Source organism: Streptomyces sp. NPDC002265 (genome assembly GCF_040296125.1).
GTDB lineage: Bacteria > Actinomycetota > Actinomycetes > Streptomycetales > Streptomycetaceae > Streptomyces.
Genome location: NZ_JBEOWS010000340.1, coordinates 1 through 10309, shown reverse-complemented (window position 1 = coordinate 10309; position 10309 = coordinate 1). Strand labels below are relative to the sequence as shown.

Sequence of the window (10309 nt, the reverse complement as noted above, 5' to 3'; positions counted from 1 at the left end):
CCGAGGGGGAGCCGGTGGCACGGGTGCGGCCGGACGCGGTGGCCGCGGCCGAGCGGGCGTTCGGCGCACTGGCGGCGGGGTTGCCGCGGCTCGCCGGCCAGGACCACCACACCGGAGCCGGTGACCAGGGCGGGCCGCAGGCCGTCGACGAAGGACTCGGCGGACTCGTAGCCGCCCTGGGCCGAGAAGATCGAGGCCATGACGGCGATGCCGAGCGCACCGCCCACCTCGCGCAGGGCGTTGTTGGCGCCGGAGGCGATGCCCTGCTCCTCGGGCAGGACACTGGACATCACCAGGTTGGCGGCCGGGGCGAAGTAGAGGGCCATCCCGATGCCGCTCAGGATCAGACCGGGCAGCTGGACCGCGTAGGAGACGTCGGCGGTGACCACGGAGGCCAGGTAGCCGAGGCCGGCGGCCTGGAGGAAGAGGCCGGTGGCGACGACCGGACGGCCGCCGATGCGGTCGGAGAGGATCCCGGCGACCGGCGCGACGAGCATCGGCATGCCGGTCCACGGCAGCATCCTCAGGCCGGCCTCGGTGGGCGAGTAGCCCAGCACGCCCTGCATGTACTGGCTGAGCAGGAAGATCGAACCGAACATCCCGAGGAACATCAGCATGCTCGCGGCGTTGATCCCGGCGAAGGCGCGGGAGCGGAACAGCCGCATCGGGAGCATCGGGTTCGCCGCGCGGCTGCCGTGCAGCACGAACCCGGCCAGCAGCGCACCGCCCGCGAGCAGACCGGTCAGGACGAGGGAGCCGGTCCAGCCGTCGGAGGGCCCGCGGACCAGGCCGTAGACGACGCCGAAGAGGCCGCCGCTGGCCAGCAGGGTGCCGGGGACGTCGAGCGGGGCACCGGTGCCGTACGACTCGGCGAGGCGCAGACGGGCGAGCCGGAGCAGGGCCAGGCCCAGCGGGACGTTCAGCCAGAAGATCCAGTGCCAGGAGATGTGTTCGGTGAGGCTGCCGCCGATGAGCGGCCCGGAGGCGACGGCGAGCCCGTTGACGGCGCCCCAGATGCCGTACGCCATCCCGCGCTTGGCGGCGGGCACGGCCGCCGTCAGCAGGGTCAGCGTCAGCGGCATCATGATCGCCGCGCCGACGCCCTGCACGGCGCGGGCGGCGATGAGGGAGCCGATGCCGGGCGACATGGCCGCGGCGGCGGACGCGGCGGTGAAGACCGCGAGCCCGGCCAGGAACATCCGGCGCCGTCCGAAGCGGTCGCCGAGCGCCGCGCCGAACATCAGCAGGACGGCGAAGGTGAGCGTGTAGGCGCTCACGGTCCATTCCAGGTCGCCCAGCGCGCCCCCGAGGTCCTCCCGGATGGAGGGCAGGGCGGTCGTGACGACGAGGTTGTCGAGGGCCGCCATGAATCCGGCGACGCTGGTGATGACGAGGGCCCACACGGTTCCCCCGCGACGTGCGCCGTGCGCCGTCTGCTGTGCCGCGGTCTGCTGTGACATCGCTCCCCCAGAGCGTCTCATTCGTTCCCGGCAGTCGAGGCGTGTTCGTCCCCGACAGTCGAGGTCCGCTGGAAATTAGTTATTGCTGACTAACTTTCACACCCATGGGAAAGCCCCGCGATCGTCCCGCGACCGGACTCCCCTTCCACCCGCCGCTCTCCCGCCCGTCACTTCTCCAGCCGGCCCTTGAGCCGGGCCTCCGGATAGAGCCCTTCCCACACCCGGTGCTCGGGCGGAAACCCCATGGCCAGCAGACAGTTGATGAGCATGCCGTACGCCATGAAGGTGGTCGTCTCCTCGACCTCCGCACCCAGCGACAGGTGCACCGTGTCCCACAGGCGCATCCAGCCCGCCCGTACGGACTCGCCGAATTCGCGATCGCCGGCCTGTTCCGCGGCGGACACCGCGACGAACATCTGCATCTGCATCTGCAGCTGCTCGGGCCGCTCGGTGATGAGCGCCGTATAGGCGTTCGCCATGGCCCGCAGGGCCTCCTCGCCCTCCAGCCCCTCGGCCGCCTCCGCGAACGTACGGGTCACGTCCGCCATGCAGCGCTCCACGGCCGCGAGGAAGATCGCCTTCTTGCCGGGGAAGAGCCGGAAGAGGTACGGCTGCGAGACACCGACACGCCTGGCGATCGCCTCGGTGGACGTGCCGTGGTAACCGCCCGTCGCGAACTCGGCCGTCGCCGCGCGGATGACGCTCTCGCGCCTCTCTTCTGCACTCATCCTGACCACGCATACGAAGTTAGTACTCAATCACTAACTTGGTCAAGGGTGCGCCGAGGCCCGTACCGTCCGGTCGCCACTCCATGCGTAAGGGGCGCCTCACTGTCGAGTGCGCCCCTTACCGCATGTACGGCGCCCGCCCGGACGCCTGCCGCCGTCAGGCCAGCCGCACGACCGCCCGGGACATGCCCAGCACCTTCTGCCCGGCGCACATGGCCGTCAGGTCCACGCGCACGGTGTCGTCGTCGAGCTTGGCCGCGACCTTGGCGCTGACCTCCACGGTGGCGCCCTCGTCGTCGTTCGGGACGACCACGGGCTTGGTGAACCGGACGCCGTACTCGACGACCGCACCCGGGTCGCCGGTCCAGTCGGTGACCACCCGGATCGCCTCGGCCATGGTGAACATGCCGTGCGCGATCACGTCCGGGAGACCCACCTCCTTGGCGAACTTCTCGTTCCAGTGGATCGGGTTGAAGTCGCCGGAGGCTCCCGCGTACCGGACCAGGTCGGCGCGGGTCACCCGGAAGGTCTGCGCGGGCAGCTCGGTGCCGACCTCGACGTCGTCGTAAGCGATCTTCGCCGTCATCGGTTCCTCACGCCTCCTCGGCCGCACGGGCCACCAGCTTGGTCCAGGCGGTCACGACGTGCTCGCCGGCCTCGTCGTGGACCTCGCCACGGATGTCCAGGATGTCGTTGCCGGCCAGGGACTTGATCGCCTCGATGGTGGAGGTGACGCTCAGCCGGTCGCCGGCCCGCACCGGGCGGGTGTAGGCGAACTTCTGGTCCCCGTGCACCACCCGGCTGTAGTCCAGCCCGAGCTGCGGGTCCTCGACGACCTGGCCCGCGGCCTTGAAGCTGATCGCGAAGACGAAGGTCGGCGGGGCGATCACATCGGGGTGACCGAACGCCTTGGCGGCTTCCGGGTCCGTGTACACCGGATTGGTGTCACCCACCGCCTCCGCGAACTCTCGGATCTTCTCCCGCCCCACCTCGTAGGGCTCGGTGGGCGGATAGGTCCGCCCCACGAAGGACTGATCGAGCGCCATGGCCCGGCACCTCCTGCTGATGTGCTGTCGACTGCTGTGATCGGCGGCGGCCCGACGGCCGGCCGAAACGACACGAGGCCGCCCCCTGACTGCGGGGGCGGCCTCGTGTACGAGCCTGATTTATCGCGTCTCGCGGTGCGCGGTGTGCGCGTTGCAACGCGGGCAGTGCTTCTTCATCTCCAGTCGGTCCGGGTTGTTACGCCGGTTCTTCTTGGTGATGTAGTTCCGCTCCTTGCACTCCACGCAGGCCAGCGTGATCTTCGGGCGGACGTCGGTGGCAGCCACGTGAGTGCTCCTTGACGAACGGATAGGACTGATTTAACGCAAGAAAGAGTAGCCGATCGAAGGACCGACCCCACAATCGGCTACTGTCAGTAGCGGTGACCGGACTTGAACCGGTGACACAGCGATTATGAGCCGCTTGCTCTACCGACTGAGCTACACCGCTTTGATGCGATCGGACCCCGTCTTGCGACGGGGACCTCTCCCACCAGAGCCCCAATACGGAATCGAACCGTAGACCTTCTCCTTACCATGGAGACGCTCTGCCGACTGAGCTATTGGGGCGAGCGATGAAGACATTACACGGTCCGCCGCCGTTCACCCAAATCCGTTCCGCTCCGGCCCACGGGGCCCGGGCAGGGCCCTGGGCCAGGGCCGGCGCGAGGCCGATGCGGGAGGGGTTCGGAACCGGTCCAGGGCGGGTCCGGGAAGGCTCCGGGACGCGGCCGAAACGGATTCGGAGCGGATACGACAGTTCCGCTCACGGGCCCCACGAGTTCCACTCACAGGCCCCACGCGTCTCTCCCGATTCGCCTTCACCGCGCTCACGTCGGGATTCTGTAAGCAGGATCACAGCGGAACGGTGCCAGGGCCACACCGGTACGACTATTGCGCTCCTCCCCGACGCGGGCAGACGGCCGCCCTAGGCTCGACTCACTCTGCGTGATCTTGCGCCCAGTCGTCCGTGCGCGGCCCTGAGCCGGCCCCGATCCCCGAGTCCTTGGAGCGCGATGCCCGACAGCCAGCCGCAGCAGCCCCACTCGTCGTCTTCCTCCCCGTCCCCCTCTTCGCCGTCGGAGCCCTCGGGGCGGCCGGAGTACTCGGGATATCCGGACCAGGCCGACTCGGCTCCCCTGCTGCTGTGCGGGGCGCGGCTCACGGACGGCCGGGCCGTGGATGTACGGCTGGGCGGCGGACGTATCGAGGCGGTCGGCACCGCCGGGAGCCTGGCGGCGGAGGCGGCCCGCGGATGCGCCGCCCGGGTGGATCTCGACGGCTATCTGCTCCTGCCGGCCCCGGCCGAACCGCACGCCCACGCCGACACCGCGCTCTCGGCCGACGAGTGCGGACCGGTCTCGCACGACCCCCGGGACGTCCAGCGCCGGGCGACGGAGGCCGCGCTGGTGCAACTGGGGCACGGGGCCACCGCGCTGCGGGCGCACGTGCGCGTGGGCGACGTCCAGGGGCTGAGCGCGCTGACCGCCGTCCTCCAGGCGCGGCGCTCGCTGCGCGGGCTCACCGCGCTGACGACGGTGGCGATGCCCCGGCTGCTGACCGGCGTGGCCGGGGCCGACGGCCTGGCCGTACTGCGGGACGCGATGAAGATGGGCGCCTCCGTGGTGGGCGGCTGCCCGGACCTGGACGTGGATCCGACCGGCTATGTCGAGGCCGTGCTGGAGGTCGCCTCGGAGCACGGCTGCCCGGTCGACCTGCACACCGACGCGGCCGACCCGGCCCGCCTCGCCCGGCTCGCGGCGATGGCGGGCGGGCTGCGGCCCGGGGTGACCCTCGGCCCCTGCGGCGGCCTCGGCCGGCTGCCCGTCGAGGCGGTCTCGCGCGTCGCGGACCAGCTGGCGGCGGCCGGGGTGACGGTGGTGTGCCTGCCGCAGGGCGGCTGCGGAGGCGTCGACCGGCGGGGTACCGCTCCGGTGCGGCTGCTGCGCGCGGCCGGCGTGCGCGTCGCCGCCGGGAGCGGAGCGCTGCGGGACGTCTCGAACCCCGTGGGCCGCGGCGACCCCCTGGAGGCGGCCTACCTGCTGGCCTCCCGGCACGGGCTGCACCCCGAGGACGCGTACGACACCGTGAGCGCGTCCGCGCGGGCCGCCCTGGGCCTGCCCGAGGTCCGGGTGGAGGCGGGCTTCCCGGCCGATCTCCTGGCCGTGCGCGGCAGCCGGCTGACGGAGGCGCTGTCACCGGCGTACAGCCGGATCGTGGTGCACCAGGGGCGGGTGGTGACCCGGACGAGCGCGGTACGGGAGTACTTCAACCCGGCCGCGGCTGTGGAGCCGGGGCTGCCGCGGCAGGGGCGCGGCGGGGTGTCCTGAACGAGGGCGGCCGTCGACACGGACGGGGCCGTCAACTCGGACGGGGGCCGTCGACACGGAAGGGGGCCGTCGACACGGAAGGGGCCGTAGTCGGCGCCGCCGCCGGGTGCGGGCGACACGGCCGAAGCCGTGCGGCGGACCCGCCTGTCCGGGCGTACGGTCGAAGACATGCGCATTGTCATCGCTGGTGGTCATGGTCAGATCGCGCTGCGGCTGGAGCGGCTGCTGTCCGCGCGCGGGGAAGAGGTCGCGGGAATCATCCGTAAGGCCGAACAGGGCGACGCTCTGCGGGAGGCCGGTGCCGAACCGGTCCTGCTCGACCTGGAGTCGGCCTCGGTCGAGGAGGTCGCGGCGCACCTCCAGGGCGCGGGCGCGGCGGTGTTCGCGGCGGGTGCCGGTCCGGGCAGCGGCGCGGCCCGCAAGGGCACGGTGGACAAGGCCGCGGCGGTGCTGTTCGCGAACGCGGCGGTCCGGGCGAAGGTACGGCGCTTCGTGATCGTCTCCTCGATGGGAGCGGACCCGGCCCACGAGGGCGACGACGTCTTCGACGTCTATCTGCGCGCCAAGGGCGCGGCCGACACGTACGTGCAGAACCTCCAGGGCCTGGACTGGACGATCCTGCGCCCCGGTGCGCTGACGGACGACGCCGGCACCGGCCTGGTCCGCCTGGAGGCGCACACCGGGCGCGGTTCCGTGACGCGGGACGACGTGGCCGCCGTACTCGCGGAGTTGGTGGACACTCCGGCGACGGCCGGTCTGGTCCTGGAGCTGATCGGCGGGTCGACCCCGGTGTCGGTCGCGGTGAAGTCGGTGGCGGGGAACTGAGCACCCCGCATACGGCCGCCGCGATCCCCCGAACGGCCGTACGGCACGGGCAGGTTCCGGAAAACCCGCACCCGCCTCCTAGAACAGCGGCATCTGACCGGGGAACTCCGGCACGGCGTACCCGTCCAGCGTGGGCTGGGCCGCGCCCAGCTCGGCGGCCCGGCGCGAGCCCGGACACGAGGTGAGCGCGCCGTTCTCCCGCGCCCCGGGCGGGTCGTGCCGGGCGTACCGGCCCGCGACCACGGCGATCTCGCGACGGCACTCGGGGCAGCTTCTACGACGGGCGGACATGGAATCAGTGTGCCCTGCACGGGTCCTGACGGCACAACCGCTGTGCGGATACGTCCGTACCGGCGGCGCTCGGGCGGGTCGCGGGCGCCGACGCGCGGAAACCCGCTCGCGTACCTAGGCTCCGTGCACGTGGCAGACACCTTCGAGGAACTCGTGGAGAAACAGCGCGCCGCGGACGAGGCGCATCTGAGGGTCCTGCAGCTACGGGACACCTACGGCGCCCCCACGACCGCGTCGTGGACGCAGCAGCAGACCGACACGTACGAGACCGCCTGGCGGGCCTGGCGGGACCTGGCACGGGACGTACAGGCCTCCGTGACCGACTACGCAAAGGGCGAGGGCAGGTCGCGCAGCGACGTCGAGGCGGACGTGAGGCAGGCGGCGGGCCCCGAGCCCGAGGAGACCCTGGAGGAGCACGGAAAGGCCGGCCGAACGGACGGCTGACACCGCTTGAGCCGACCGGCGCACCACGCGCCGACCCGCCCGGCCAAGGGTTCGTGACCTGCCGTCACGCAGCTCACGGGCCCTTGCTCGCCGCGGGTCCCGAGCCCTTGATCTCCCCGGGGCTAGGGCCTGTCGTTTGGATCAGCCCGGCGGCGCGGGGTGTGGCACGCGCATCACACCCCGCTCGGGTCGGCCGGACAGCCAGGCCGGTCATGGCCGGCCTGATCCAAACGAAAGGCCCTAACCGCGGGCCGCGCTGGATGCCCCGAGCGCGGCGAGCGTGAAGGCGTCCCGCAGCTCTCCCGCGCGGATCGCCTGTGCGATCTCGCGTGGACTCCACCAGCGCGCGGCGGCGATCTCGCCGTCGCCCGCCGAGTCGGGGCGCAGTGGGGCGTCGCCCTGGACCGAGACCTCGACGACGGCGACCTCGTTCTCCAGCATGCCGGAGTCGACGTCCAGGTACGCCACCACAGCCGCTGTCGAACCGACCAGTCCCGCCTCCTCGGCCAGTTCGCGCAGCGCGTCGGAGACCGGATCGGTCTCGCCGAAGCCGCGCGGGAGTTCCCAGGCCCACCGGCCGATCGTCGGCCGCCACTGGCGGACCAGCAGGATGTCGTCGCCTCGTCGGACCAGTATCAGGACTCCGGTGCGGCCACCGCCGACGCGGATCCGGTGCCGGACGGTCTCGGCGCCGGACGGCAAGCGGTAGGTGTCGAGGTGGACCTCGCACCATCGCCCGCCGTCGGCGTCCGTGTAGGCCTTGCGGGTGTGCGTGCGTGGCGCCTCAGTGTCCATCGGACCCTCCCCTTGTCGCTTCGGGGAGCTCTATCACGTCGTACCGCCCTCGGAAGTCGGCCAGGCGGGTCACACCCGCCGAGACGGCCGCGACGACGGCCGGCGCGAGCGCTCCGCCGGCGCCGGCGGCGAACGCCTCGGGCATCCCCTGGCCGAGCAGGCTGGTCGCCAGGCTCATTCCGCCGCCCGCGACCGTCTGAGTGGTGACCCCCTTCGCGGACCGTACGAACCGCTGGAGACGGGTCACCGGCACCTCGTGCGCGCCTGCGGCCGGCGGCTCTTTCGTACGCTCCGCGAGCAGATCGCCGACCTCCTGCAGTGCCGCGAGGTCACGCCGGTGCCACCAGTTGGCCAGGGCGTCGGCCGCGTCATCCGTGTAGCGCTGCCATTGCGCCCCGCTCATCAGGCCGAGCCGCAGCTCGAAGCGGGTCGGATAGATCACGACCGGGGTCTGCTCCACCAGCGTCGCCGCCTCTCGGCGCCGGATGCCGCGTCGCGGCGAGGCCAGCCCGAGCGAGCAGCCCTCGCTCACTGCGATGGCCCGGTAGTACGTCTCGTCGAAGGACTCGCGCAGTGTCTGTGCGTCGGCTCGCTCCGCGGGGTCACCGGAGCGCAGCAGGGGGGCAAGGCTCTCGTACAGGCGGCTGCGGCTGGGCAGGCCGTTCACGTCCAACTCCCCGCCGGTCCAGGCGGCGAGCACCGCCCGGCCCTCGTCGCTCGCCGCCTCCTCCGGGCGTGGCGGGGGACGCAGCGCGTACGCGGTCGCGTAATCGGCCGTCACCAGGGGGCTGACCTCCAGCAGTCCGCGCTCTGCGGCCTCCAGCCAGTCCCGCCACCGGGCGACGGTGCGCCGCCGTAACGGCGTGTCGAGGACACCGGTCGCCGCCAGCAACCGGTCCGCCATGCCGACGGGCCCCTCCGCGGCGAGGGCTGCGGCCGCGGCCTCGCCGTCCGCGCGGACGGCGAGTTCCCGCTGGAGCCGCAGGCACTGTTCGTCGGGGACCGGGAGGGAGGAGAAGAGGAAACCGGTCGAGAGCATCGCGATCAGTTGTCCGGCCAGGTCCGCGTTGCGGGAGTTCACCCGGATCGGCAGCACCGCGCCACCGCCGATCGCCCGGACGGCCAGCTCGTCGAGCAGTGCGGCGGGCCGGAGCACCGCGAAGGCGGCGCCATCGAGCAGTTGGGGATAGGTCAGGAAAAGGGAGCCGCCCTGGATGACCTCCCAACGCAGCCGCCCGAGCAGTTCCGCCCGCTCCAGCGAGGTCGGTCGCTCCATGGGAGCGGTGGCCCCGGGCGCCCGGGCGCTCAGCCTGGTCCGCTGTCCTACGCTGTCCCACCACGTGCTGAGGACCGCGGTCATGTGTCAGCCCCTTCTATGGCGTCCATGCATGAGCCAGTTCAGCAGGTGCCGCATCGAACAGAGTCGAAAACGAAGAAACCCCCTTCGATCTGCCGTAGAGGCTGATCGAAGGGGGTTTTCCCCAGTGTGGCGGCGCCAGGATTCGAACCTGGGAAGGCGAAGCCGGCAGATTTACAGTCTGCTCCCTTTGGCCGCTCGGGCACACCGCCGGGGTTGCTGCCCTTCACACCCCCTGTCGGCGGTGTTCCCTGGCAACGACGTAAACAATACCCGATGAGGAGGGGTGCTTCGCCACCCGATTGATCGCCACCCGCGAGGGGCGGGGTGGCTAGGCTTGTGCGGATGCGGCCCCGATCCCCGGCGGGCTCGGCGGCAGCCCCGTGTACGGCGGTACGCAGCCGGTACGGACCCGATTCGCCCTCAGATACAAGGAGCCACAGGACATGGCCGACTCCAGTTTCGACATCGTCTCGAAGGTCGAGCGGCAGGAGGTCGACAACGCCCTCAACCAGACCGCCAAGGAGATCTCGCAGCGCTACGACTTCAAGGGCGTGGGTGCCTCGATCTCGTGGTCCGGCGAGAAGATCCTGATGGAGGCGAACTCCGAGGACCGCGTGAAGGCCGTCCTCGACGTCTTCCAGTCCAAGCTGATCAAGCGCGGGATCTCGCTGAAGGCGCTGGAGGCGGGTGAGCCCCAGCTCTCGGGCAAGGAGTACAAGATCTTCGCGGACATCCAGGAGGGCATCTCCCAGGAGAACGCCAAGAAGGTGGCGAAGATCATCCGCGACGAGGGTCCGAAGGGTGTGAAGGCCCAGGTGCAGGGCGACGAACTGCGCGTCAGCTCCAAGAGCCGTGACGACCTCCAGGCCATCATCGCCCTGCTGAAGGGCAAGGACTTCGACTTCGCGCTTCAGTTCGTGAACTACCGGTAGTTCCGGCGCGTCGGGCGCGTCGGGCGCGTCGGCGTCGGGCGGACGCGGTGGGGGGGGGGGGGCCCGGGGGGTGCGCCCCCGCCCCCCCCGGGGGCGCGGGG

At 71.6% G+C, this 10309-nt stretch carries 12 protein-coding genes and 3 tRNA genes; 4 read left to right on the top strand and 11 right to left on the bottom strand.

Features of this window, described 5'->3' with window-relative positions; translation table 11 throughout:
• The 7 genes from ABT085_RS37965 to ABT085_RS37935 form a co-directional block, all read right to left on the bottom strand.
• On the bottom strand, positions 1 to 1460 hold a 1460-nt coding region (locus tag ABT085_RS37965; protein ID WP_351618917.1), incomplete at its 3' end, for an MFS transporter.
• Between the two features lie 167 nt (positions 1461 to 1627).
• A complete protein-coding gene (locus ABT085_RS37960) occupies positions 1628 to 2197 on the bottom strand; it encodes a TetR/AcrR family transcriptional regulator (RefSeq protein WP_351618914.1) in 570 nt (189 codons plus the stop codon).
• A 148-nt stretch (positions 2198 to 2345) separates the two neighbouring features.
• Positions 2346 to 2774, bottom strand: a complete 429-nt coding sequence (locus ABT085_RS37955) for a MaoC family dehydratase (RefSeq protein WP_351618912.1) — start codon at positions 2772 to 2774, stop codon at positions 2346 to 2348.
• A gap of 7 nt (positions 2775 to 2781) precedes the next feature.
• On the bottom strand, positions 2782 to 3234 hold the full coding sequence (locus ABT085_RS37950) for an FAS1-like dehydratase domain-containing protein (protein ID WP_351618909.1): 453 nt from the start codon (positions 3232 to 3234) through the stop codon (positions 2782 to 2784).
• A gap of 120 nt (positions 3235 to 3354) precedes the next feature.
• The gene (rpmG, locus tag ABT085_RS37945) at positions 3355 to 3519 is read right to left on the bottom strand and encodes a 50S ribosomal protein L33 (protein ID WP_003948671.1); all 165 of its coding nucleotides are present in this window, start codon (positions 3517 to 3519) and stop codon (positions 3355 to 3357) included.
• 90 nt (positions 3520 to 3609) lie between these two features.
• A tRNA-Met gene (locus ABT085_RS37940) sits at positions 3610 to 3682 on the bottom strand.
• Between the two features lie 46 nt (positions 3683 to 3728).
• A tRNA-Thr gene (locus ABT085_RS37935) sits at positions 3729 to 3801 on the bottom strand.
• Positions 3802 to 4247: 446 nt separating this feature from the next.
• Here ABT085_RS37935 and ABT085_RS37930 point away from each other — a divergent pair.
• Both ABT085_RS37930 and ABT085_RS37925 read left to right on the top strand, forming a co-directional pair.
• The gene (locus tag ABT085_RS37930) at positions 4248 to 5561 is read left to right on the top strand and encodes an amidohydrolase family protein (RefSeq protein ID WP_351618906.1); all 1314 of its coding nucleotides are present in this window, start codon (positions 4248 to 4250) and stop codon (positions 5559 to 5561) included.
• Positions 5562 to 5729: 168 nt separating this feature from the next.
• The gene (locus ABT085_RS37925; protein WP_351618903.1) at positions 5730 to 6386 is read left to right on the top strand and encodes an NAD(P)H-binding protein; all 657 of its coding nucleotides are present in this window, start codon (positions 5730 to 5732) and stop codon (positions 6384 to 6386) included.
• 78 nt (positions 6387 to 6464) lie between these two features.
• Here the strand turns inward: ABT085_RS37925 and ABT085_RS37920 are convergent, their stop codons facing one another.
• Positions 6465 to 6677 carry a hypothetical protein gene (locus ABT085_RS37920; protein ID WP_351618900.1) on the bottom strand — a complete coding sequence of 71 codons (213 nt, stop codon included), beginning with the start codon at positions 6675 to 6677 and terminating at the stop codon, positions 6465 to 6467.
• Positions 6678 to 6806: 129 nt separating this feature from the next.
• On the opposite strand from ABT085_RS37920, the gene ABT085_RS37915 reads away from it, so the two are divergent.
• Positions 6807 to 7121, top strand: a complete 315-nt coding sequence (locus ABT085_RS37915) for a hypothetical protein (RefSeq protein ID WP_351618897.1) — start codon at positions 6807 to 6809, stop codon at positions 7119 to 7121.
• 240 nt (positions 7122 to 7361) lie between these two features.
• Here ABT085_RS37915 and ABT085_RS37910 read toward each other — a convergent pair whose 3' ends face one another.
• The 3 genes from ABT085_RS37910 to ABT085_RS37900 form a co-directional block, all read right to left on the bottom strand.
• A complete protein-coding gene (locus ABT085_RS37910; RefSeq protein ID WP_351618889.1) occupies positions 7362 to 7916 on the bottom strand; it encodes an NUDIX hydrolase in 555 nt (184 codons plus the stop codon).
• Positions 7906 to 9276, bottom strand: coding sequence for a hypothetical protein (locus ABT085_RS37905; protein WP_351618886.1), 1371 nt, complete (start codon positions 9274 to 9276; stop codon positions 7906 to 7908). The genes ABT085_RS37910 and ABT085_RS37905 overlap by 11 nt, the downstream gene beginning before the upstream one ends.
• Positions 9277 to 9403: 127 nt before the next feature.
• Positions 9404 to 9485, bottom strand: a tRNA-Tyr gene (locus ABT085_RS37900).
• A gap of 234 nt (positions 9486 to 9719) precedes the next feature.
• On the opposite strand from ABT085_RS37900, the gene ABT085_RS37895 reads away from it, so the two are divergent.
• Complete coding sequence (locus ABT085_RS37895) at positions 9720 to 10208, top strand: YajQ family cyclic di-GMP-binding protein (protein WP_351618883.1); 489 nt, start codon at positions 9720 to 9722, stop codon at positions 10206 to 10208.
• Positions 10209 to 10309: the final 101 nt, after the last annotated feature.

What these genes read in the sequence shown, in the direction of transcription:
- ABT085_RS37955 (WP_351618912.1), bottom strand. Translation starts at nt 2,774, where the DNA reads ATGACGGCGAAGATCGCTTACGACGACGTCGAGGTCGGCACCGAGCTG.
- ABT085_RS37950 (WP_351618909.1), bottom strand. Translation starts at nt 3,234, where the DNA reads ATGGCGCTCGATCAGTCCTTCGTGGGGCGGACCTATCCGCCCACCGAG.
- ABT085_RS37930 (WP_351618906.1), top strand. Translation starts at nt 4,248, where the DNA reads ATGCCCGACAGCCAGCCGCAGCAGCCCCACTCGTCGTCTTCCTCCCCG.
- ABT085_RS37925 (WP_351618903.1), top strand. Translation starts at nt 5,730, where the DNA reads ATGCGCATTGTCATCGCTGGTGGTCATGGTCAGATCGCGCTGCGGCTG.
- ABT085_RS37920 (WP_351618900.1), bottom strand. Translation starts at nt 6,677, where the DNA reads ATGTCCGCCCGTCGTAGAAGCTGCCCCGAGTGCCGTCGCGAGATCGCC.
- ABT085_RS37910 (WP_351618889.1), bottom strand. Translation starts at nt 7,916, where the DNA reads ATGGACACTGAGGCGCCACGCACGCACACCCGCAAGGCCTACACGGAC.
- ABT085_RS37905 (WP_351618886.1), bottom strand. Translation starts at nt 9,276, where the DNA reads ATGACCGCGGTCCTCAGCACGTGGTGGGACAGCGTAGGACAGCGGACC.
- ABT085_RS37895 (WP_351618883.1), top strand. Translation starts at nt 9,720, where the DNA reads ATGGCCGACTCCAGTTTCGACATCGTCTCGAAGGTCGAGCGGCAGGAG.